This is a genomic window from Mesorhizobium sp. RSR565B, from assembly GCF_054719465.1.
The window spans coordinates 1,697,873-1,721,324 of sequence record NZ_JBTTIE010000001.1 but is presented as its reverse complement, the minus strand read 5'-3'; the positions used below and the strand labels follow the sequence as shown (position 1 = coordinate 1,721,324).

Here is a 23,452-nt window from a genome sequence, read left to right as displayed (position 1 = left end):
GAAGGCCAACCGGATGGCTTCACTTTTCGGCTTCAGGTCCAGGGACCCAGCGCGCGACAAGCAGACCGATCTGGCGCGTTTCGACCGTCTGGCAAAGCTGTTGGATCAGATCACGGCCGAGATTGCGGCCGAGAAGACCGGGTTGGAGGCCCGCTACCGGTCGAAGTCCACCAACGCGGCCTTCCTGGTCGAGTCGATGGAGAACGGCTCGGCGTCGGCACGCAAGCTGTCGGAAGTCGGCGAGCTGACGAAGTCCATCCTGAACTGCGAACAGCGCATCGCCGAGCTGGTGCGCCAGACGAGCCGGATGAAGGAACTGCGTCATTCACTCGACGCGATCGTCGGCGAGGATGGCCAGAGTTCTGATTCGCACGGGGAATATGTCAAACCCGCAGGTCGCTTCGGTTGAACACGGTCACACGAGACACAGAAGAGAAAGTTCGGGGACGGAGGATCGGGATCGGCCCGTTAGCAATGTGGGCCAATCGGTGACTTTGGGTTGGGGCGGAACAGCACAAAGGTGAATTGATATGAACGCAGATCCGAAGACGACGCCCATGGCGGCAATCGATGCCATGATTTCGACGCGGCCAAATCGGCCAATGCGTCTTGTAAACCCAACGCGTCTTCTATCCGTTGGTGCGCTTCTGTTGGCGGCAGCCGCAGCTCTGCTCGGCGCCGCCCACCCCTCCCCCGCCCAGGACGCCTCCCCGGAGATGCAAAGCGCACCGTCCTTCGTCGACGATTTCAAGAGTTTCGATCGTTCGCGCTGGTATGTCTCCGACGGTTGGTCGAACGGCAATCACCAGAACTGCACCTGGTCGAAAAGCCTGGTAAAATTTTCCGACAACATGCTGACGCTCGGCTTCGAAAAGCGCAAACTGAAGGACCGCGAGTTCGCCTGCGCCGAGATCCAGACCAAGCAGCGCTTCGGCTATGGGACCTATGAAGCACGGATGAAGACCGACACCGGATCCGGTCTCAACGCCGCTTTCTTCACCTATATCGGCCCTGCCGACAAACAGCCCTGGTATGAGATCGACTTCGAGGTGCTGACCAAGGATACATCCAAGGTGCAGGTCAACAGCTACATCGCCGGCAAGCCCAAGAACGAGAAGCTGGCCGAGGTCGAAGGCGGCGCCGACAAGGGCTTCAACGACTATGCCTTTATCTGGGAAAAGGACCGGCTGCGCTGGTACGTCAACGGCAAGCTGGTCCAGGAAGTGGCCAATCCCGAGCAATTGCCGACCCACTCGCAGAAGATATTTTTCAGCCTCTGGGGCAGCGACACGCTGAAAAACTGGATGGGCGCCTTTTCCGACCCCGGCCGCCAGGTGACGATGCAGGTGCAGCGCGTCGCCTTCACCGCGCTCGGCCAGCCGTGCCAGTTTCCGGAATCGCTGGCATGCAGTGTAAGCAGCATAAAGTAGATCTGAACCGGCCCGGCTATATAAGGCCAAAGGGCGTGAACAGGAATTAACCCGAATGAATTTGACGGTCTTTGGAATTGGCTATGTCGGTCTCGTGCAGGCCGCGGTGCTGGCGGAGGTCGGGCACCAGGTGGTGTGCGTCGATGTCGATGAAAAGAAGGTCGAGCGGCTCAACCAGGGCCTGGTGCCGATTTTCGAACCGGGACTGGAGGCCCTGGTCAAGGAGAACCACGCCGCCGGCCGCATCAAGTTCACCACCGATGCCGCCGCCGGCGTCAAGCATGGCGAGATCCAGATGATTGCGGTCGGCACGCCACCCGGCGAAGATGGTTCGGCCGACCTCAAATATGTGCTGGCGGTGGCCGAGACCATCGGCCGCGAGATGGACGGTCCCAAGATCGTCGTCGGCAAGTCGACCGTGCCGGTCGGCACCTGCGAAAAGGTGAAGGCCAAAATCGCCGCGACGCTGAAGGCGCGCGGGCGCCAGGACCTGGCTTTCGACGTCGCTTCCAATCCTGAGTTCCTCAAGGAGGGTTCCGCCGTCGCCGACTGCATGAAGCCTGACCGCATCATTGTCGGCACCAACAGCGAGGGCACCGAGGCGGTGATGCGGGAGCTCTACGCGCCGTTCAACCGCAACCACGAGAAGATGATCGTGATGGACGTGCGCAGCGCCGAATTCACGAAATACGCCGCCAACTGCATGCTGGCGACCAAGATCTCCTTCATGAACGAAATGGCCAATCTGGCCGAGCAGCTCGGCGCCGACATCGAGGAGGTACGCAAGGGCATCGGCTCGGATCCGCGCATCGGCTATCACTTCATCTATCCCGGCCTCGGCTATGGCGGTTCGTGCTTTCCCAAGGATGTCCGCGCGCTGATCAAGACCGCCGAAGGCGTCAAGTTCGACGCCAAGCTGCTGCGCGCCGTGGAGGAGCGCAACAATGCCCAGAAGTCGGTGCTGTTCGACAAGGTGCACCGTTATTTCAAGGGCAGTCTCAAGGGCAAGACCTTCGCGCTCTGGGGCCTCGCCTTCAAGCCCAACACCGACGACATGCGCGAGGCGCCGGCGCGCGTCCTGATGGAGGCGCTGTGGCAGGCCGGCGCCAATGTGCAGGCCTACGACCCCGAGGCGATGCAGGAATGCCAGGCCATCTACGGCCTGCGCGACGACCTTTTGTTGTGCGGCACCAAGGAGGCGGCACTGCGCGGCGCCGACGCGTTGCTGATCGCCACCGAATGGAAGAGTTTCCGCGCCCCGTCCTTCGACGCGGTGAAGGATGCCCTGACCACGCCGGTCATCTTCGATGGCCGTAACCTCTATGATCCCAAGGTCATCGCCCGTCACGGCATCGAGTATTTCTCGATCGGCAGGATGGCGGCGTGAAGGCAGGGCGGCACAACGCGGAGCCAGGTTCATGAAAGTTCTGTTTGCAGGCGGCACCGGCTACACGCCGCAATTCAGCGGGGGCGTCCAGTCGAGCACCCACCACCTGGTCGAGCAATTGCGCGAAAACGGTCACGAGGCATCCGTTCTGGCAGCCCTGTTCGGCGACGGCATGTTCGGCTTCAGGGCGCGCGCCAAGATGAAGCTCCTTCGTCAGCGCGCGGTCATCGACAATTTCCCGGGCTATCCGGTTGTACGGGCGTGGTTCCCCTGGGAAGCGGCCGACTTCGCCGTCAAAAAGTTGAGGCCGGATGTCGCGGTCGTGCAGTGCCACAATTCGGTGCCGATCGGCAGAGAGTTGCAGAGGCTTGGCGTGCCGCTGACCGTCTATCTGAGGAATGTCGAATTCGACGAATTGGCCGGCGATCTGCGTGAGCTCCATTCGGCGGTCTATATCGCCAACTCCGAGTTCACCGCGCGCGCCTATAAGGCAAAATTCGATATCGATTCGATGGTTATTCCGCCGACCATCAATCCCGCGTTCTACAGCACACCGACGACCGGTGAATTTGTCACGCTCATCAATCCATATGAGGAAAAAGGCTTCGATCTTGCGGTGCGCATTGCCGCGGCCTGTCCCGAGATCCCGTTCCTGTTCGTCGAAAGCTGGAAGCTCGACGACGATCATCGAGCCCGGATCGAAGCAACAATCTCTCCCCTCCAGAACGTCAAGCTGGAAAGCCGCACCAGCGACATGAAGACGGTCTACGGCCGCACGAAAATCCTGCTTGCGCCCAGCAAATGGGAAGAAGCCTGGGGCCGGGTGGCCTCGGAAGCGCATTGTAGTGGCATTCCCGTGGTCGGCTCGCGGCGCGGCGGTCTGCCGGAAGCGATCGGCGCCGGCGGCGTGGTACTGGACTACGACGCCCCGCTCGCCGACTGGGTCGCAACGATCAGGCGGCTGTGGAGCGATGAGGCCGAGTACAAGCGGCTGTCAGCGACAGCACGTCAGTTTTCGGAGCGGCGGCAAATGAACCCCGACAGCCAGTTCGCAACGTTCATGGGCGTTCTCGACCGCGCAAGACGTGTCGGTTTGGAGCGCGCAGCCTAAACGCGTCGTGTTGCAGTTCAGCTGAGACGCTGCACGACCGTGGTCGCGCAAAGTTCCCGTTAGCCAGGTCCAGGCGTCGTGCGCCCGTCCGGATCACTTTTTATTGCTGCAGTGCAATATTTTGTGGCACTGCAGCAATCAACGTGTATTCTGCCTGTCTACATTAGGGCTTGTGCGATATGGACCGCTTGGTCCGAGCAAGCCCCAACCTTATGGGCGGGTCATGCGCGTGGGCTTTGTCGTCGGCGAATTCCCTCTGCTTTCGGAAACCTTCGTCGTGGACCAGATGGCTGGGCTGCTGGCGCGGGGCTTTCAGGTCGAAGTGGTCTGCGAAAAGATGCAAGGTGACCACCGAATTGACCGGCAAAGCGAGCCGATGGCGACGCTGCTCGCCAGAACCCGACATTGGTGGCGATGGGCCGCTGTAATCAGCAAATTTGTACAGCGTCTGCCGCCGCGTCTGCGATACAAGGCCTCGACCGTTCTCGACATCGCCTTTGCACGCCGCCTGAACCGCTGCGACGTGATTGTCGCCCACTTCGGACAGAACGGCGAGAGAGCAGCCGCACTGAAGAAATGGAAGGTGCTCAAACCACCGATCATAACCATCTTTCACGGCGCGGACGTGGCGATCCCGGCGCGGCAGGCAGTGCTCGCGACACAATATGCCGGGCTGACCAAGCATGGGACCCTGAACCTGCCCGTCAACGATTACTTCCGCACGATGCTGCTGGAAGCCGGCCTGTCCCAGGCGAGCACGACGGTCCACCATATGGGAATTGACACCCGCGAAATCGGCTATCGCTGGGAATCGTGGGAAGGCACCCAACTGGTCGTGACGACGGTTTGCCGCCTGGTCGAAAAGAAAGGCGTCGAGTTCGCCTTGCGAGCCCTGGCCTCTCTCAAGGCCTCCCAGCCGCAGCTAGACTGGCGTTACGACATTGTTGGCGACGGTCCTCTGCGGATGAATCTGGAGAAGCTGGCCGTAGAGCTGGGCTTGGCTGGTCGCGTAACATTCCTCGGCAGCCTCCCTCACGCAGAGGTGAAAAGACGGCTTCGCATGGCGCATCTCTTTTTGCTGCCAAGTATCACTGCCAGCGACGGGGATATGGAAGGCATTCCGGTCGCGCTCATGGAGGCCATGGCCGCCGGATTGATTGCGGTCAGCACGTATCATTCGGGAATCCCGGAGCTCATCAAGGATGGGGAGACGGGGTTGCTTGCGCCCGAGCGAGATATTTCAGCGCTTGCCGGCAAGCTTACCTGGGCCGCGGAGCACCCGACCGAATGCGAGCGTATCGCGCTTGCCGCACGCCGCAAAGTCGAGGAGGACTTCAACGCAGATGTTCTGAATGAACGTTTTGCGCAGATCGTTACCCAACTGGCCACATCGAGCCCTGCGCATGCACCCACCGGTCATGTCGGCGTTTCCGAGGGCTTGGCGGATCCTTCATCTGCCGGCTGACACTGCTCCTCTGCGTTTGATCGGCAGGCACGCCAAGCTGAGGGAAATCTTGCTACACTGCACCAAAAATGTTGCAGTGCAGCAAGACCTGTACTAACGTTCCTGCGGGTGGGCCAACAGCGGTAGAGTTCCATGCTGCATGTCTTGTGCTTCCGCCACCCTGTCTTCGGCCCGGCTTTTGTCAAAGGGACACCGGCTCCCCGGACGAGCGCATCCTGCCGATGAAGATCTGCTTTGTAGTCGACAAGTTTCCCTCATTGTCCGAAACCTTTGTTCTCGACCAGATAGCCGGATGCCTTGAGCGCGGCATGGAAGTCGGCGTCGTCTGCAACGAGACGTCCTTCGGCAGGGACAGCAACATCGATGATCCGCGCTGGCAGGCGTTGCCAGGAAAGGTCGTATGCTGGTGGGGTGGCCTGGGTCGCTATCGCCCGCTGCTCAGGAAGTGGTCCGGCAGGTTCTGGGACAAGCTCTCGACCGCCATCGACATTGCTCATGCGCGAAAACTGCAGGGCGCCGACGTCATCGTTGCCCATTTCGGCAACAACGGCATGCGCGTGGCCCGCGCGATCAAGCGCGGGAGGATTTCCGCTCCCCTGGTGACGATATTTCACGGCCGTGATGTCGGCGAACCGCTGCATGACAATACGCTCGCGCGCTACAAGATTGTGTTCGAAAAGGGCGTTCTTCAACTGCCGGTGAATGCGTTTTTCCGCGATGCCTTGATTGAGGTCGGTGCATCGCCGGAGCAGGTTGTGGTTCACCATATGGGGGTGCGGCCGAGTGACATCGACTATCGGTGGCGTTCATGGGAGCAGGCTACGCTCTCCTTCATCTCGGTCTGCCGCCTGACTGAAAAGAAGGGCATCGAATATGCGCTTCGCGCGCTTGCTGGCCTGCCGCGGCGAGACTGGATCTACTCGGTGATCGGCGGCGGAGAACTTCTCGAGCAGCTGAAGGGGATCGCCGCAGAGCTTGGCATTGCCGACAGGGTGAATTTTCTTGGGCCCCGGCCGCACAGCGAAGTCAAACAGCGTCTGCGCGATGCGCATGTGTTCCTGCTGCCCAGCGTCGGCGCCCGCGATGGCGATCTGGAAGGCATTCCGGTTTCCCTGATGGAAGCGATGGCCGCCGGCCTGACGGTGGTCAGCACGTATCATTCCGGGATCCCTGAACTGATCGATGATCACAAGACGGGTTTTCTCGTGGCTGAGCGGGACGTTGCGGCGCTGACCGGAAAGCTTGCCTGGATCGCCGAGAATCCGAAGCCGTGTGAAGAGATCGCTCTCGCAGCGCGCAAGAAGATCGAGGCCGAGTTCAACTCCGATCTGCTGAACCAACATTTCGTGGAAATCGCCATGCGGCTTGGCGAAACGAGGTCGCTTGCATGAACGCCAATCCGCCCCCCCAGTTCGGTCGTGTCGCCCTGCGCGGCGGGCTGGTAACCATCGGCGCCCAGGGCTTCAAGATGGCGATCCAGTTTCTCTCCGTCATCGTGCTGGCCCGTCTGCTCGTGCCCGAGGATTTCGGTCTGGTGGCTTCCGTCGGGCCGATCGTGGCCTTCGTCGGGCTGCTTCAGAATCTGGGCCTGCAGCAGGCTGTGGTTCAGCGCAAGGACATCAGCAACCAGCAGCTCAACCAGGTGTTCTGGATCAGCGCGCTCGTCGGGCTGGGTAGTGCCGTGGTAGTGGCCGGCCTGGCGCCTGCCATCGCCGCGTTCTATGGCGATCAACGTATGTCCGGCATCACCCTTGGCTCCGCCCTGCCGCTGCTTCTCGGCAGTCTCGCCGCAGTGCCGCTGGCGTTGATGAACCGGCACCTGCAGTTCGGCCAGCTCGCACTGAACGACGTGATAAGCGCCGCCGCCGGACTTCTGGCCGCCGCGATCGCGGCCTATGCGGGGTTGGGCTACTGGTCGCTGGTCATCGGCCCGGCGGTTTCGGCAGCTATCGCCCTGGCTGCCGCCTGGCTGGTGGCGCGTTGGACGCCTTTGCGGCCGGACCTGAAGGTCGATGCCGATATATTGTCGTTCGGCGCCAACCTGACCGGCTTCAACCTCGCCAACTTCTTCTCGCGCAATCTCGACAACATTCTCATCGGAAAATATTCCGGGGCGATCGAACTCGGCTATTACGACCGCGCCTACAAGCTCCTGTTGTTCCCGCTTCAGAACATCAACCAGCCGCTTACACGGGTCATGGTGCCGCTGCTCAGCCGCATCCACGATGACAAGGCCCGCTTTCGCGATATCTATGTGCGCACCAACTGGATGCTGGCGGCCGTTACCATGCCGGGCATCGCGGCGCTGACGCTGACCTCCAATCAGATCGTCGGACTTCTCTTCGGCGCGGGCTGGGCACCGGTCGCACCGATCTTTGCCTGGCTGGGCATCGCCAGCCTGGTCCAGTCCGTTTCAAGCACGACGGGATGGATATTCATCTGTCAGGGCAAGACGAAGACCATGTTCCATTGGGGCATCTATTCGTCGCTGACGACCGTCGCTGCCTTCGTCGTTGGCCTGCACTGGGGCGCCGTCGGCGTTGCCGCGGCCTATGCCATCAGCGGTTACGTGCTGCGCGTTCCCGTGCTGGCGCTACTGGTCCATCGCGTCGGTCCGGTGACCGCCGCCGACTTCCTGCTCATGCAGGGGCTTTTCATCGCCTCGTCCCTGCTTGCCTGGTTCCTGTACCTGTGGTTGCCGGCGTCTCTAACGGGCCAGTCAGACCTGCTCGCGGTCTTTTTGGCGCTTGCCCTCAACTACGGCATCGGTCTCGTTTTCATGCTTGCCGTCCCGCAGTCGCGACGCGCTTTGTTCACCACCCTGTCCAACGCCGCGCGCAATATCCGCTGAGCGGCCGGCGATCAGCGGCGCCAGCAGGTTTGTGGCCGACATTGCCGAAGCATGTTCTTCGAGCACGGCCTGAAGGCTTGTCTTGCGATAGCGGTCGAGATTTCCCGCAAATCGGCCGAGCTTTTCGCGCGCCTCTTCGGGCGTCACGGTGTCGATGTCGAGCAGCACATCGTCGACACCGATTCGCTTGGCCACTTCCTTGGTTTTGAACTCGTAGGCGATCGGCAGCACCGGCGTGCCGACGCAAAGCGACATGATCATCATATGCATGCGCGTCGCGACGACGAAGTCGAAGCCCTTCACCAGCGCCATCAACTGGTCCGGCGTGTGGAACGAAGCGTCCACTGTCACGTGGCTGGCGATCTCAGGATCGAGCTCGGCAACGATGGCCTGTGCGGTCTTGGAATCGTCATGGGCATATTCCGGCACGCCCTGACACGTGGAGACGAAGGTCACCTCCTTGCCAAGGTCCCTGACAAGAATTGTGGCGATCTCGCGGACCGAATCCAGATAGCGGCGCATGCCGCCCTCACCGTCGCTGACGTAGTTCCAGTGGCGGACCGAAATAGCGACGCGGCCCGTCGACGCCGGCGGCTGGCTGGAAGCGAGACGCTTGCGGATCCTGTCGGTATCGGCCAAGGCGAATACGGCATCGGCCACCACGTGGCACTTGCCGAGATCCTTCACCAAGTCCCCGATATGGGTCCGCGACCGTTCGTCGCGCAACAGGATGAGCGGACTGCGGTCAAAGATCGGGCCAAGCTCCTGGCGGTTGTAACTTTTGTCGAACGGACCGAGGGATTGCGTGAAGAAGACCGGATCTTTGCCAAATACGGCATCGAGCCTGAACTGATTGAGGCGTCGTTCGAGATTGTAGTTCTCGACGAGATAGGTTCCCCCTGTGGTGACCACCATGTCCGCGTCGGCGTAGATATCGAGACCGCGCCGGTCGCGATGGCTGAAAAAATTGCCTAGCGCGCTGCTGCCAAACCAGCGCAGGGCCTGGAGAACGAGCCGATTGTAGATCGGCTTGAACCGGTCCCTCAGCCCGCTGCCATTCTTGTATCGGAACAGGGATTCCGACAGCAGCTTATGGAATTCGAGGTCGGGATAATCCGTCTTCGGATAGAGTCGTTCCGCAACCTCGGGCTGGCTGTCGAAGACGGCAAACCGCACGTCGCCTTGCACGATCGTCTTGAGAATGTGGCGGATCGCCAGCAGAATCGCCGCATCCCCGGTATTCAGGCAGACTGTGTTTTCAACGACGATCTTCATGGGATACCTCATTTCGTCAGCAGATTCCGCGGCGTGGCCTGCGGTGCCTAGGACGGGCATGGTGACCGAAAATACCCACGCCAGGACGATCCCGATGCGGCTCGCGTCACAATCCATCGCTGCATCGGGCTGGGTGACCAGCCAGAGCGGCGCTCAAGCCCGACGGAGGGTAACGCATCAATTTTGCAGTGCAACAAAAAACGTGCACTTATGCTACGGCGCACCAAAAATGTTGCGATGCAGCAAAAGCTGGGTTAGCATTCCCGTGGGTGGGCCAACAGCGGTCGAGTTTTCATGCTGCATGTCTTGTACCTTGTGCACGATGTTTCCGACCCGGCGGTGCGCCGGCGGATCATAATGCTCAAGGCAGGCGGCGCGCGGGTCACGTTGGCCGGCTTCCGTCGGACCACAAATGCTGTTCCCGACGTCGAGGGGCTGCAGCCGGTCGACCTCGGCGCGACGCGTGACGGCCGATTCGGCCAGCGTCTGGCGGCGGTCGCCAAGGCGGCGCTGTCGATAGGCTCAAAGCTTGCGGCGATGCCGAAGCCCGACCTCATCATCGCGCGCAATCTGGAAATGCTGGCGCTGGCCAGGCGCGCCAAGGCCGCCTTTCGCGGCGGCGTGCCGATCGTCTACGAATGCCTCGACATCCATCGCCTGGTGCTGCGCAATGACATGCTGGGCAAAGCACTGCGCACAGCGGAGCGTTATCTCGCCCGCGACGTGAAGCTTCTGGTGACGAGCTCACCGGCCTTCATCGCCAATTATTTCAAGCCGTTCGGGCAGGTCGCCGCACCGGTGGAACTGGTCGAAAACAAATACTTCGAAACCGCGCCGATCGCCTTGGATGACAGGTCAAAGGCCGAAAACCCTGCAGCACCCCCGTGGCGCATCGGCTGGTTCGGCGCGCTGCGCTGCCGCCGCTCGCTGGAGCTGCTGGCCGACTTCACGCGCCGTCAGGGCGGGCGCTTCGAGGTCGTCCTCCGGGGCCGTCCGGCACTCTCGGAATTCCCGGATTTCCACGCTTTTGTCGAGGCCGAACCCTATCTCTCCTTTCGTGGCCCCTACCGCAACCCGGAAGACATGGCCGCGATCTACGGCGAAGTGCATTTTTCCTGGGCGATCGATTTCTTCGAGGAAGGGCAGAATTCGGAATGGCTGCTGCCCAACCGCCTCTATGAGGGCTGCCGCTTCGGCGCCGTGCCGATCTCGATGGGCAATACCGAGACCGGGCGCTTTCTCGACCAGCAGGACATTGGCGTCCTGCTTTCCGATGCCACGCCCGAAATCCTGGAAACCGCGCTCGGCCGCATGGACCAGGAGCACTTCGGCAAGGCCAAGGCGCGTGTGCTGGCCCGCAACCCACGAACCTGGAGCTACGACCGCAGCGACTGCCGCGCCTTTGTCGACAGGCTGCGCGGTCTGGCGGCGGTCCCAGGTCCCTTCGTCACCGAAGCGCTGGCTTAGCGATGGCTGATGATGGGAAAAGTACAGAGCATGGGAAGGCGCCGATGACGCAAACCGAAGCGCTGCCGCCAAGCCTGATCGTCATTCCGTGCCTGAATGAGGCAGCCCATATCGGCGCGTTGCTCGAGCAGCTCAGGCCGGCAGCGCTAAGGCTCGGCGCCCGCATCGTCGTTGCCGATGGCGGCAGCACCGATGGTACTTTGGCCATTGTCGAAGCGGTTGCGGCCAAGGACCCTCAGGTCGTCCTCCTGCACAACCCAAAACGTATCCAGAGCGCGGCGATCAATCTCGCCGTCGCCAGCCTCGGTGACCGCGCCGAATACCTGATCCGCATTGATGCCCATGGCGGCTATCCCGCCGATTATTGCGACCGGCTGGTCGAGGAGGCGCTCGCCACTTCAGCCGATTCGGTCGTCGTCTCGATGCTGACCAGCGGCAGCGGCGCGGTGCAGAAAGCGGTCGCGGCGGCGCAGAATTCCAAGCTCGGCACCGGCGGCTCCAAGCACCGGCACCTCTCGGCCGGCGAATGGGTCGACCACGGCCATCACGCGCTGATCCGGATTTCGGCCTTCACCGCGGTCGGCGGCTATGACGAGAGCTTCAGCCACAATGAGGATGCCGAACTCGACTACCGGCTGCGCCAGGCTGGCTACCGCATCTGGATGAGCGGCAAGACGCAGATGGTCTACTATCCGCGTTCGTCGCTGAAGGGCCTGTATTTCCAATATCTCGGCTATGGCCGCGGCCGCGCCAAGAATGTGCTCAAGCACCGAATGATCCCGAAAGTTCGGCAGATGATCCCGCTGCTGGTGGCGCCGGTCGTCCTTCTCGCGGTATTTTCCTTTATCCACTGGCTGGCGGCGGTGCCGCTGCTGGTCTGGACTTCGGTCTGTCTGGGCTACGGCGCTGTGACCGCCATCAGCCAGCGCAGTCCCAACAATGTGCTGGCGGGCATTTCGGCGATGGTCATGCATTTCGGCTGGTCGCTCGGGTTTTGGCTGCAACTGCTCGGCTCGCGATCGCAGCGCGGGGTGGCATGATGGTCGCCGACAGCCGCCGAATCGACATCTGCGTCTGCACGTTCCGGCGGCCGGAACTGGCCGACACGCTGCGGTCGCTCGCTGCCATGGATATGCCTGCCGGTTTCGGCATCGGCGTCATCGTCGCCGACAATGACGACGAGCCGACCGCCGAGCCGCTGGTGACCGCGCTGGCGAGCGAATTGAAGCTCGTGGCCCGCTACCGGCACGCTCCGGCGCGCAACATCTCGGTTGCCCGCAACGCCTGTCTTGATGCCAGCACGGCCGATTTTGTCGCCTTCATCGACGACGATGAAACCGCTTCCCGGCAATGGCTGGCCGAACTGATTGCTATCGCGGAGACAAGGGGCGCCGAGGCCGTGCTCGGTCCGGTGCGGGCGCTCTACCGCCCGGATGCGCCGGACTGGATGCGCAAGGGCGATTTCCATTCGACCTTGCCGGTCTGGGTGCAGGGCGAAATCCGCACCGGCTACACCTGCAACGTCCTTTTGAGGATGAGCGCCGACAGCTTGCGCGACCGTCGTTTCAGCCTGGCGCGCGGCCAGAGCGGCGGCGAGGACACCGAATTCTTCAACCGCATGGTCAAGGCAGGCGGTCGCATCGCCTTTGCGCCGGAGGCGTGGGTCGAGGAAGTCGTGCCGCGTTCGCGAGCCGCTTTCGACTGGCTGCGCCGCCGCCGCTTCCGCTTCGGCCAGACGCACGGCCACCTCATCGGCCATGACGCAGGCGTGATAGAGCGTGCGAAGGCTGTCGGCCTTGCCTCGGCCAAGGCCGTCTATTGCTTCGGCATGGCGGCGTTGACCGCGATTAGCCCGGTCCGCCGCAACCGCAGCGTGCTGCGCGGCATCATGCATGTCGGCGTCGTCAGCGGCCTGGTCGGTATCAGCGAAATTCGCCAATACGGACTGTCTTCCCCGCAGCAAGGAGGCAAGCGTGCAGCCTGACGTCTCCTTTGTCATCGCAGCCTACAATGCCGCGGCCACGCTCGACCGGGCGATCGCAAGCGCCATGGCCCAGCGCGATGTCAGCGTCGAAATCATCGTCGCCGATGACCAGTCGCGCGACAACACGCTCGACGTCGCAAGAGCCTATCCAAAAGATGTCGTCAAAGTGGTTGCGCTGCCGGCAAATCGTGGCCCTGGCGGCGCCAGGAATGCCGGGCTCGAACTGGCTTCCGGCCGCTGGGTCGCGGTGCTCGATTCCGACGATGCCGTCCTGCCCGGGCGGCTTTCTGCCATGATCGCGCGGGCCGAAAGCGCGGGCGCTGTGATCGCCGTCGACAACCTCCAGGTGGTGCGCGAGGACGGCATTGCCGAAGCGACGATGTTTCCCGCCGAATATCTGGAGGGCCTGCGTGAAATCACGCTCGCCGACTACATCGCTGGCAACATCGTTTTCGAATCCACGTTCAACCTTGGCTATCTCAAGCCGATCTTCCAGCGCCGTTTCCTGATCGAAAACGGGCTTCGCTATGATGAAAGTCTGAGCATAGGCGAGGATTACATCCTGCTCGCCAACGCGCTGGCCAAGGGCGGAAAATGCGTCGTCGAGCCGACGACCGGCTATATCTACCACATCCGCACGGGCTCGATCTCGCGCGTGCTCGAGCTTCACCATATCGAGGCGATGCGCAAGGCCGACGCGGTCTTCGCCGAGACCAATTCCATGGACGCTGCTGCTGCGGCCGCCTTCGCCAAACGCGCCCGCAGCCTGCGCAAGGCGGCATCGTTCCTGTCGCTGGTCCAGCACATCAAGGCGCGTTCGCCGTTGAAAGCGATACGCACCGCGCTAAGTGATCCGGCGGCTGTCAGGCACATGTCGATGCCGATCGCCGTCCGCCTCAAAAGGGTGGCGGCGCTGTTTGCTGTCGGCGCGGAGTAAGGAGGGCGAGTACATGAAGACGTTTGTTCGTGGCCTGCAACAGGCTGAAATCGATCTGCTCAGAAGGAATTTGCGATGAAGAAAATCAGGAAGGCAGTCATCCCTGTGGCGGGGCTTGGAACACGGTTCCTGCCGGCAACCAAGTCGATTCCGAAGGAGATGCTGCCCGTGGTCGACCGGCCGGTCGTCCAATATGCGGTGGACGAGGCCTTCGAAGCCGGCATCGAGCACATCGTGTTCGTCACCGGCCGCAACAAGGCTGTCATCGAGGACTACTTCGACCTGCACCCCGAACTGATTGGAACGCTCGAACAAACCGGCAAGAAGACCCAGCTGGAGGCGCTCGAAAGCATGCTGCCCGTGGCCGGCGCCACCAGCTTCATCCGCCAGCAGTCGCCACATGGTCTCGGCCATGCGGTGTGGTGCGCACGCGAAGTCATCGGCGACGAGCCCTTCGCCCTGCTGCTCCCCGATATGGTGTCGTTCGGTCGCCGAGGTTGCCTGGCTGAAACAGTCGATCTCTATCAGCAGACCGGCGGCAATGTGATCGCCGTCGAGCGCTGTGATCCCAGCGAGACCAGCAAATACGGCATCGTCGGGCGCGGCGCCGAGACAGGCAGCGGCTTCGAGGTGACGGCCATGGTCGAAAAGCCGGCGCCGGCCAATGCGCCGTCGAACTATTACATCAACGGCCGCTACATCCTGCAGCCCGAGATCTTCTCGCTGCTGGGCAACCAGCAGCGCGGCGCCGGCAACGAAATCCAGCTTACCGATGCCATGGTGCGGCTGGCGAAAAGCCAGTCTTTCTTTGCCCAGCCTTTCAATGGCCGCATGTTCGACTGCGGCTCCAAGGAAGGCTTCATAGAGGCGACCATCGCCTTCGCGCTGGCGCGCGACGACATGAAGGGACCTGTGCTGGAAATGCTGCAGGCGTTCGTGCGGTCGCATGAGCGTCAGGAAGTGGCCGCATAATGCCCATCTTTCGAGGGCATATGCGTTTGGACGATGGCGCGGCTCATGCCTGCACGCCTGGCCGCTCAGGCCCGGCGCCGGATGGCATGAAGCTTGCGTTGCATATCTTGCCCCCGATCTCCGCAGCTTCGGACGAGGTGGGACCTGACCCGTCTCGCTCCGGCGCCTGTAACCTAGAATTGGATCGAAGATGAATTATGCCAGCTTTCCTCTCGACAAGAGGATGCCATTGCCCAACCCCGATCAGGAAAAGGGTGAAGACTTCATCGACGTCGAGCGCCTGCTTGGCATGGCGGCGCGTCAGGTCAAGGTGGTGGCGGTCTGCGCCATCATCGGCCTGTTCCTGGGGTTGCTCTATCTGCAGACCACGCCCAAGCAATACATGTCGGTCGCCAGCGTGCTGATCGACGAAGGCCTGAACAAGGTCATCGACGACATCTCGGCTGCATCCGTCACCATGCAGACCGACGCCGCCCTGCTCAGCCAGATCGAAATCATCACCTCGGCGCGGCTGGCCTCGGTGGTGGTCGACAAGCTGAAACTCGACCAGAACGCAGAGTTCATGAACCCGCCGCAATCGGCGCTGGTCAAGGGCATCGGCTTCGTGCGCGGCGTGATCGGCTATTTCCGCTCAAGTTCCGCCGAGCAGATTCCCGGCATGGAAAACGTCGATGAGGCGACACGCCAGGCCATGATGCAGACGGCGCGCCACGACTATGCCGTGCTGAAGCTGCAGAGCGAGGTGCTGGCGCAGCGCAACGGCCGCTCCTATGTGCTCGCCATCGGTTACCAGTCGACCAATCCGGCGCTCGCCACCGCCATCACCAAGGCCTATGCCGACGCCTATCTCGCCGACCAGCTCAATGCCAGCTTCGACGCCACCGAGCGCGCTGCGGTCTGGCTGCAGGGCCGGCTGACCGAGCTTCGTCAGAACTCACAGGCGGCCGCTATGGCGGTCGAGAAATTCAGGGCCGAGCATGGTCTGGCCGCCAACAGCGACGGCCAGCTGATCAGCGACAAGCAGATTGCCGATCTCACCGCGCAACTGATCGTCGCGCAGGCCGATACGGCGCGCGCCAGCGCCCGCTATCAGCAATACAAGACCATCGTCGAAAGCGGCTCGGACAATGCCTTCAACGATTCCGCCATCTCAAGCGATCAGCCGGCAAGCTCCGTCATTGCAACGCTCAAGACCCGCTATCTCGCAGTGGCCAAGCGGCTGCAGGACGTGACGGCCAATTTCGGCGCCGACCATCCGCAGGCGGTGGCGCTGGCCAAGGAAAAGGCCGACCTGTCGACCCAGATTTTCGGCGAGTTGAAGCAACTGACCGAAAGCTATCGCAATGAATATGAAGTCGCGCTTTCACGCGAGACCTCACTGAGGCAGAAGATCGCCGACGCGGCCGGCAAGAGCTCCATCGACAACCAGAGCCAGGTCAAACTGCGCGAACTCGACCAGCAGGCGCAGGCGCTGACCACGCTCTACCAGACCTTCCTTAGCCGCTACGAGGAGGCCTCGCAGCAGCAATCCTTCCCGGTCGGCAAGGTCCGCATCATCTCGGATGCCTCAACGCCGCTTTCCGCCTCGAGCCCGCGCACCTCCAGGGTGCTGGCGCTGTCGCTGGTGCTTGGCGTGCTGCTTGGCGCCGGCTTTGGTGGCCTGAATGAGTTCAACGAGCGCTTCTTCAGGACCGGCGAGGACATTCGCGATCGCGTCGGCCTCAAATTCCTCGGCTATTTGCCGATGATCGGCGGCAGGCTCGGCAAGGACGCCGACGGCGGTGCGGCGGATGCCAAAGGCGCCAACACATTGTCGGCGGCCGAGAAACGGGCGCGCATGCGGGTCAGCGTCGATGCGCCGGCATCAATGTTCTCCGAAACGCTGCGCAACGCCAAGATCGCCTTCGACGTCGTCATGGAAGGGCAAGGCAGCCGGGTCATAGGCGTGGTCTCGGTCCTGCCCGGCGAGGGCAAGTCTACGGTCGCCGCCAATCTCGCCGGATTGCTGGCCGCCAACGGCTCGAAGACGCTTTTGATCGACGCCGATCTGCGCAATCCTGGCCTCAGCCGCAACCTCGGCATGGAAGCCGAGCAGGGGCTGATGGAGGCCGTGGTCAACGGCCAGACCTGGCAGTCGGTCGGCAAAGTCGACCGCCAGACCAAGCTGGCGATCATCCCGGCCGTGCTGCGTGGGCAATTCTCGCATACCAGCGAGCTGCTGTCGTCGGCCGGCATGCGGCGCTTCATCGACAACGCCAAGGAGACGTTCGAGTACATCATCGTCGACCTGCCGCCGCTCGGCCCCGTGGTCGACGCCAAGGCGTTTGCGCCGCTGGTCGACGGCTTCGTGCTGGTTGCCGAATGGGGCCGCACGCCGCGCGCCATGGTGCGCTCGCTGCTGGAGCAGGAACCCTACGTCGCAAGCAAGGTCGTCGGCGCCGTGCTCAACAAGGTCGATCTGAAGAAGCTGCCGAAATACGGCTCGCTCGGCGGCTCGGAAAAGTTCTTCGACCGCTATTCGACCTACTATCTGGAGAAATCGGACGTGCGAGCCAAGACCGCCGCCTGAACGGAGCGCGATCCTGAAAAGGAGCGTGATCCGGACAGCGGATCCGGTTTTCGGAAAAGATCACGCTCAAACGAAGAAGCACGGCAGGTCAGGAAAAGATCAGCTTGCCGAACTTACCCGCGATCCTGAGCGCTGTCAGCCGTCCGCTCTGAAAGGCGCCGGTGTCGATGCCGAGCCTTCGCCCGTCAAGCCTGGGGATATCGACCGGCGTGTGCCCATGCACCACAAGGCGGTCGAGCAGATGTGCGGCCTTGAAGAACTCGTCGCGGATGTTGAGCAGGTCCTGCTCATCCTGTGCGACCAGGTCGATGCCCGGCCTGATGCCGGCATGGACGAAAACGAATTTATCCGAACAGAGCAGCACCGGCAGGCTGCGCAGGAAGTCGATATGGCTGGCCGGAATGACCTCCTTCACGCGCCGGTCGACCGCGTCGCTCGAGGCATAGAGGCTGGCAAGCCGCGCCGGATCGACCCCATAGGAAAACAGAGTCTCGCGGCCGCCGACCGCCAGCCAGCGGTCCCGCGACAGATAGCCGTCGAGATAGTTCAGCATGGCCACTTCGTGGTTTCCCGCCAGGCAGACGCGCAGGAACCCTGTTGGCGGCAGCGCCAAGAGGTGGTCGAGCACGCGCGCCGATTGCGGCCCGCGATCGATATAGTCGCCGAGCATGACGATAATCTTGCGGCCGCGAAATTGCAGCGCGTCGAGCTGGATCTTCTGCTCCAGCGACAGCAATTCCTTGTAGCAGCCATGCACGTCGCCGATCGCGTAGACGACGGTGTCGTCCATATCCATTTCCAGGCGCTCGCGCGGCGCCGGCCGGGGGGGCCTGGATCGCTGGAACAACGCCACTGGGGCCGTCAGACCCCGATGCCGCGGGCTTTGAGCGCCGCGGTGATCTCGTCAAGAATGGCGGGATCGTCGATAGTCGCCGGCATCGTCCATTCTTCCTTGTCGGCGATCTTCTGCATGGTGCCGCGCAGGATCTTGCCGGAGCGCGTCTTGGGCAGGCGCTTGATCGTCACCACGGTCTTGAAGGCCGCGACCGGGCCGATCCGTTCGCGCACCAGCCCCACCACTTCGCCTTCGATGGCAGCGGTATCGCGCGACACACCGGCATTGAGCACGACGAAGCCGAGCGGGACCTGGCCCTTCATAGCGTCAGCGACGCCGATGACGGCGCATTCGGCAACATCGGGATGCGCTGAAAGCACCTCCTCCATGGCTCCGGTCGACAGCCGGTGTCCGGCGACATTGATGATGTCGTCTGTGCGCGCCATGACATAGAGGTAGCCGTCGTCGTCGATCATGCCGGCATCGGCCGTCTTGTAGAAGCCGGGAAATTCCTCGAGATAGGCTTGCCGGAAACGCTCGTCGGCATTCCACAGCGTCGGCAGGCAGCCGGCCGGCAGCGGCAGTTTCACCGCCACATTGCCAAGTGTGCCGCGCGGCACTTCATGGCCGGCATCGTCGAGCACGCGAATGTCGTAGCCCGGCATCGGCACGCCGGGCGAGCCGTATTTCACCGGCAGCAGGCCGAGGCCCGCCGGGTTGATGGTCATCGGCGAGCCGGTCTCGGTCTGCCACCAATGATCGACCACCGGCACGTTGAGTTTCTGCTCCGCCCATTTGATGGTTTCCGGGTCTGCGCGTTCGCCGGCCAGGAACAGAGTGCGGAATTTCGACAGATCGTATTTCGGCACGAATTCGCCCTTGGGGTCCTGCCCCTTGATGGCGCGGAAGGCCGTCGGCGCGGTGAACAGCGCGACCACGCCGTGTTCTGCGATCACCCGCCAATAGGTGCCGGCGTCGGGTGTGCCGATCGGCTTGCCCTCGAACAGCACGCTTGTCGCACCATGCAGCAGCGGTCCGTAAACGATGTAGGAATGGCCGACCACCCAGCCGACATCGGAGGCCGCCCAGAATACTTCGCCCGGTCTGACGCCGAACTCGTTTTCCATCGTCCATTTGAGCGCGACCATGTGGCCGCCATTGTCGCGCACGATGCCCTTCGGCTGGCCGGTCGTGCCGGAGGTGTAGATGATGTAGAGCGGGTCGGTGGCGAGCACCGGAACGCAATCGACGTTGGCGCCCGCGGCGCGCTCGCGGGCAACGGCGTCGGCAAAATCGATATCGTAATGCTCCCTCAGATCGCAGCGCAGCTGGTCGCGCTGCAGGATCAGGCAGGCGTCCGGCTTGTGGCGGGACATTTCGATCGCCTTGTCGAGCAGCGGCTTGTAGGCCACGACACGTCCAGGCTCCAGGCCGCAGGACGCGGAGATGACCAGCTTCGGCTTGGCGTCGTCGATGCGGGTGGCGAGCTCGTGCGAGGCAAAGCCGCCGAACACCACCGAATGCACCGCGCCGATGCGGGCACAGGCAAGCATCGCGACCGCCGCTTCGGCCACCATCGGCATGTAGATGATGACGCGGTCGCCTTTGCGAATGCCGCGGTTCTTGAGCACCGAAGTCAGCGCTACCACTTCGCGCTTCAATTCGGCATAGGTGAATTTCTTGACCGTGCCGGTGATCGCGCTGTCGTAGATAAGTGCGATCTGGTCGGCGCGGCCGCTTGCGACATGGCGATCGAGAGCGTTGAAGCAGGTGTTGCAGCTGGCGCCGTTGAACCAGCGCCCGTAAACGCCCGCCTTGGCATCGAAGACGCTGGTCCACGGCGAATACCAGTCGATCGCCTCGGCGGCAGCGGCCCAGAATTGTTCCGGGTCGCGTTTCCAGCCGTCATAGACCTCGTGGTAGCGTGACGCCATTCATCCCTCCTCGGGAAAACTCTCTATCTTGCAATAGCCTATGCGGGTTTTCCCGGCCACGTCTTTCCCCAAATGCCATGTCTTTCCCGAAATTTGGGGCTTGGCCGATCTCGCCTTGGCCATAAATTGCAGGCACCATGGCCGGGTTTGAAATCGGGGCAGGGCGCGCAATGACGGTACGATACGGGGTTGGATCTGCCGTTGGAGCAGCGCTGCTGTTGACGATCGTTTCCGCCGCCCAGGCCGGCGATGCCGCCGCGCGGCGGATCATCGGCTTTTCCCCCGACGGCAAATATTTCGCCTTCGAGCAATATGGCGAGCTCGACGCTGCCGTTTCCGGCTGGTCGCAGATCGACATCATCGACACAAGCACAGACGAGTTCGTCGGCGGCAAGCCGATCCTTGTCCTCGATGAATCGGAAGAGGCGACCACGACGGTGGAGCAGGCACGGGCGCAGGCCGCAAAGCAGGCCGCGCCAATCCTGGCCAAATACGGCATCGCCGAGCGCGGCACGCGCACGGCCTCCGACAGGTTCACCTTCCCGGACGACACGGTCGAGTACAACGACATCCCCCGCCTCGAGCAGGCCGCGCAGAAATGGCTGTCGCCGTTCTATGGCGAAACACTGATTTCGACCATCCAGCTCGATGAGATCCTTGCCGACAGCAAGGAGGATTGCTTGGCAAGCTTTGATGACGCCAAGCCAAGCGACCAAGTTCTTCCGGGCGACAAGACACTTCAGGGCGACAAGACACTTCAAGGGGACAAGGCGGGCAAGGCGCGCGGCTTCCGCCTGTCGCTGCAGGGGCAGGACGGCAAGCCGTTCAAGGTCATGCACGAGGACAAGGCCGTGCCGGGCTCGCGCAACTGCCCGACTTCCTACAGCCTGTCGGAATCCTACGAATACACCCCGCCCGGCAGGCCGGCGGTACTGGCCGTGCTGGTGCAGCGCTTCAGCCAGGGCTTCGAAGGACGCGACCGCCGCTTCATCGCCGTAACCGGCCAGGCACGCTAAGCCGCGGCCCGTCTTGTGGCAGGCAGAAAAAGCTCATGCGCCCGGAGAAAGCAGGGCGTTCGTGTCGGATATCAGTCTTAAAGCGGCAAGGCCGCCAGCATCAGCCCGACGCCACCCGCAATCAATATGGCGGCTGCCAACGCTTTTCGATGACGTTCGAACGCGGTCGGCGCCCGCTCCCAATTGTAACGCATACCCAATGCTCTCCCAAAACCCCGCGACTGCATAGCTTACTTTAGGTAAGAAAAGCAAGACCTTGACCCTGCGAGATAGCCGGCTTGACGGCTTGCGGCGGTGATTACCAGCTGCAATCACCGACTATTTCTGGGGTGCTTCCCTGTTTTAAGACCCGCCGTCTTCGGTTGCGTGTGTCGTGAGGATTTTGGCGTTGCCGGGTTGCCACAGAACGGTCGGGCCTGCCTGTTCTCCCTCTCGCCCGCGCAATGGACAGACCCGCATCGCCGCGCTATCTGCTCTCCAGGAAAATGGTGGAGGGGCTCCATGGCCCAAATCGGTTCTGAAATGGTTCTGCGGCTGGCGGACGACGCCTCGGTCCAGCATGTCGGCGATGGCGCCGTCGTGCTCTTGGCGCGCAGCGGCCAGCTTTACACCTGCAACGGCACCACCGAAGCCTTTCTCGACAAGGTGGACGGCGCCCGCAGCCTCGACCAGATCGTCGTCCTGTTGTGCGAAGAGTTCGAGGTCGACAAGGGCACGCTCGACCAGGACATGGCGGCGCTGGCCGCCGAACTGGTGAGCGAAGGCATTCTCGCCGACCCGGCTCCCTGATGGTGGACGGCGTTCTCCTGCGCGCTTTGTTTCGTGTCCATTTATGGGCAAGCGCGCGGCTGATGCCGATCCTGGTCGGCCGCCGCAGCTTCGAATCGGTGTTGAAATGGGCGCCGCTCAGCGCACCCACCCCTTATCGCGGCCTGTCGTCAGCCTACATCGTCGCTGCCGTCAACCGGACCGTCCGGCACCCCTGGCTGATGCGCGACCGCAGATGCCTGCGCGAGGGCCTGCTCGCCCACCGCTTCCTGCGCTTTGCCGGCTTCGATCCGGATCTGCGCTTCGGCGTCGATCCGAAGTCGATGCAGGCGCCGCGCATGTCTGCCCATTGCTGGGTCTGTCTCGATGGCCGCCCGGTGGTCTCGGACAGCCTCCCCGGCATGGTCCAGATCTATCGCCATCACGCCGATGCCGGAAAGGCGCACGCTGCTTGACCGGTCCGGCGACCACCTTCTGCTATGATCTCCAGGGCCAAGTCATCAGCATATCGGCCTCGCGGGCCGATCTCTGGCCAAGCTTCGACCTCATGCTCGGCACGTTGCGCGTCAGCGGGCCGGCCGAGCCGGGTTTCCGCATCGATATCGTCGAGACGCAGGAGTTAGAGGAATCGCCTGCCGGAAAACTCGCTTTCGACGGCGACGTACCGGAAGACGGCCATTGCCGGCTGATCGACGGTGGCGGCACCGTTCATCTGGTCTTTCCCGGCCTGCAGACCGTCTCGATCAATGCCGATGGAGGCTGGGCCGAGATACGAGTCCATCCCGATGCCAAGGTCAAATGGACGGTGCTGATGATGGTGCTGGATGCAGCACTTGATGCCGGCGACCAGCACATGCTGCACACCGCCGGCCTGACATTGCCCGGCCGCGAGGCGCTCGTGCTGATCCATGCGCCGAGCGGCACCGGCAAGTCGACGACGTCGCTGGCGCTGGCGTCGCAAGGTTTCGGCCTGTGCTCGGATGACGCCATGATCCTCAAGGTTTTGGCCGGTGGCGGCATCACGGCCTGGGGCTTGCCGCGCAAGGTGAAGGTCCACCGCCACACCGCGGCAATGCTGCCCTTCGTGGCGCCTTGCCTTGGCGACAAATGGGACGCCAATGGCGAGCAGGCCGTCTCGCTGGAACGTCTCGCCGAGATCATCCGCATCGAGGAAACTGTCGGCAGACCGGTTGCGGCACTGTTTCATCTCGCCCGCTCGGCGGACGCGCAAACCCGGCTCGTGCCCATGACCAGGACAGACGCCATGGTGGCGCTTGCCACCGACAATGTCAGGACCGGCATGACCGGCCTTTTGCCGGCGCAGAAGCGCCGCATGGCAACCATCGCAACGCTGGTCAAAGCCGTCCCGACATTTACCCTGGAAGTCGGCGCGAACCCGGCCGAGGCGGCCCCGCTGATCCGCTCGGCGCTGGCGGCGCGGGACTAAAGCA

General features: G+C 62.6%; 19 protein-coding genes and 1 pseudogene. 17 read left to right on the top strand and 3 right to left on the bottom strand.

Features of this window, described 5'->3' with window-relative positions:
* The first annotated feature begins 13 nt into the window (after nt 1-13).
* The 7 genes from ACYG9R_RS08225 (at nt 14) to ACYG9R_RS08195 (ending at nt 8,244) form a co-directional block, all read left to right on the top strand.
* Complete coding sequence (locus ACYG9R_RS08225; protein ID WP_023823825.1) at nt 14-409, top strand: cytochrome P450 family protein; 396 nt, start codon at nt 14-16, stop codon at nt 407-409.
* 121 nt (nt 410-530) lie between these two features.
* Nucleotides 531-1,430 carry an endo-1,3-1,4-beta-glycanase ExoK gene (gene exoK, locus ACYG9R_RS08220; protein WP_023823824.1) on the top strand — a complete coding sequence of 300 codons (900 nt, stop codon included), beginning with the start codon at nt 531-533 and terminating at the stop codon, nt 1,428-1,430.
* Nucleotides 1,431-1,485: 55 nt separating this feature from the next.
* The gene (locus tag ACYG9R_RS08215) at nt 1,486-2,817 is read left to right on the top strand and encodes a UDP-glucose dehydrogenase family protein (RefSeq protein ID WP_023668805.1); all 1,332 of its coding nucleotides are present in this window, start codon (nt 1,486-1,488) and stop codon (nt 2,815-2,817) included.
* 31 nt (nt 2,818-2,848) lie between these two features.
* Entirely contained in the window at nt 2,849-3,928 is a 1,080-nt protein-coding gene (locus ACYG9R_RS08210) for a glycosyltransferase (RefSeq protein ID WP_023823823.1), read from the top strand.
* 223 nt (nt 3,929-4,151) lie between these two features.
* Entirely contained in the window at nt 4,152-5,393 is a 1,242-nt protein-coding gene (locus ACYG9R_RS08205) for a glycosyltransferase (RefSeq protein ID WP_023736210.1), read from the top strand.
* A gap of 221 nt (nt 5,394-5,614) precedes the next feature.
* Entirely contained in the window at nt 5,615-6,784 is a 1,170-nt protein-coding gene (locus tag ACYG9R_RS08200; protein ID WP_023736209.1) for a glycosyltransferase, read from the top strand.
* A complete protein-coding gene (locus tag ACYG9R_RS08195) occupies nt 6,781-8,244 on the top strand; it encodes a lipopolysaccharide biosynthesis protein (protein ID WP_023684224.1) in 1,464 nt (487 codons plus the stop codon). Before ACYG9R_RS08200 ends, ACYG9R_RS08195 begins: the two co-directional genes overlap by 4 nt.
* Nucleotides 8,245-8,469: 225 nt before the next feature.
* Here ACYG9R_RS08195 and ACYG9R_RS08190 read toward each other — a convergent pair.
* A pseudogene (locus ACYG9R_RS08190) lies at nt 8,470-9,519 on the bottom strand (polysaccharide pyruvyl transferase family protein); the annotation flags it as partial.
* Nucleotides 9,520-9,813: 294 nt separating this feature from the next.
* Between ACYG9R_RS08190 and ACYG9R_RS08185 the strand changes: the two are divergent.
* From ACYG9R_RS08185 to ACYG9R_RS08160, 6 genes are all read left to right on the top strand, one after another.
* On the top strand, nt 9,814-10,986 hold the full coding sequence (locus tag ACYG9R_RS08185; protein ID WP_023684222.1) for a glycosyltransferase: 1,173 nt from the start codon (nt 9,814-9,816) through the stop codon (nt 10,984-10,986).
* Nucleotides 10,987-11,030: 44 nt separating this feature from the next.
* The gene (locus ACYG9R_RS08180) at nt 11,031-12,026 is read left to right on the top strand and encodes a glycosyltransferase family 2 protein (protein WP_023725858.1); all 996 of its coding nucleotides are present in this window, start codon (nt 11,031-11,033) and stop codon (nt 12,024-12,026) included.
* A complete protein-coding gene (locus ACYG9R_RS08175) occupies nt 12,023-12,970 on the top strand; it encodes a glycosyltransferase family 2 protein (protein ID WP_023703568.1) in 948 nt (315 codons plus the stop codon). The genes ACYG9R_RS08180 and ACYG9R_RS08175 overlap by 4 nt, the downstream gene beginning before the upstream one ends.
* Entirely contained in the window at nt 12,960-13,907 is a 948-nt protein-coding gene (locus ACYG9R_RS08170; RefSeq protein WP_031199315.1) for a glycosyltransferase family 2 protein, read from the top strand. The genes ACYG9R_RS08175 and ACYG9R_RS08170 overlap by 11 nt, the downstream gene beginning before the upstream one ends.
* A gap of 75 nt (nt 13,908-13,982) precedes the next feature.
* Nucleotides 13,983-14,879 carry a UTP--glucose-1-phosphate uridylyltransferase GalU gene (gene galU, locus ACYG9R_RS08165; protein ID WP_023668795.1) on the top strand — a complete coding sequence of 299 codons (897 nt, stop codon included), beginning with the start codon at nt 13,983-13,985 and terminating at the stop codon, nt 14,877-14,879.
* Nucleotides 14,880-15,069: 190 nt separating this feature from the next.
* On the top strand, nt 15,070-17,448 hold the full coding sequence (locus ACYG9R_RS08160) for a polysaccharide biosynthesis tyrosine autokinase (protein ID WP_023689994.1): 2,379 nt from the start codon (nt 15,070-15,072) through the stop codon (nt 17,446-17,448).
* A gap of 88 nt (nt 17,449-17,536) precedes the next feature.
* Here ACYG9R_RS08160 and ACYG9R_RS08155 read toward each other — a convergent pair whose 3' ends face one another.
* Nucleotides 17,537-18,238 carry a metallophosphoesterase family protein gene (locus tag ACYG9R_RS08155; RefSeq protein ID WP_023689995.1) on the bottom strand — a complete coding sequence of 234 codons (702 nt, stop codon included), beginning with the start codon at nt 18,236-18,238 and terminating at the stop codon, nt 17,537-17,539.
* A 71-nt stretch (nt 18,239-18,309) separates the two neighbouring features.
* The gene (locus ACYG9R_RS08150) at nt 18,310-20,217 is read right to left on the bottom strand and encodes a propionyl-CoA synthetase (protein WP_023823821.1); all 1,908 of its coding nucleotides are present in this window, start codon (nt 20,215-20,217) and stop codon (nt 18,310-18,312) included.
* Between the two features lie 218 nt (nt 20,218-20,435).
* Between ACYG9R_RS08150 and ACYG9R_RS08145 the strand changes: the two genes are divergently transcribed.
* From ACYG9R_RS08145 to ACYG9R_RS08130, 4 genes are all read left to right on the top strand, one after another.
* A complete protein-coding gene (locus ACYG9R_RS08145) occupies nt 20,436-21,233 on the top strand; it encodes a DUF2259 domain-containing protein (RefSeq protein WP_245260048.1) in 798 nt (265 codons plus the stop codon).
* Between the two features lie 501 nt (nt 21,234-21,734).
* Nucleotides 21,735-22,022 (top strand): PqqD family protein, encoded by a 288-nt coding sequence (locus ACYG9R_RS08140; protein WP_023823820.1) that lies wholly within the window; start codon nt 21,735-21,737, stop codon nt 22,020-22,022.
* On the top strand, nt 22,022-22,456 hold the full coding sequence (locus ACYG9R_RS08135; RefSeq protein WP_023745211.1) for a lasso peptide biosynthesis B2 protein: 435 nt from the start codon (nt 22,022-22,024) through the stop codon (nt 22,454-22,456). The genes ACYG9R_RS08140 and ACYG9R_RS08135 overlap by 1 nt, the downstream gene beginning before the upstream one ends.
* On the top strand, nt 22,453-23,448 hold the full coding sequence (locus ACYG9R_RS08130; RefSeq protein WP_023745212.1) for a phosphoenolpyruvate carboxykinase (ATP): 996 nt from the start codon (nt 22,453-22,455) through the stop codon (nt 23,446-23,448). The genes ACYG9R_RS08135 and ACYG9R_RS08130 overlap by 4 nt, the downstream gene beginning before the upstream one ends.
* Nucleotides 23,449-23,452: the final 4 nt, after the last annotated feature.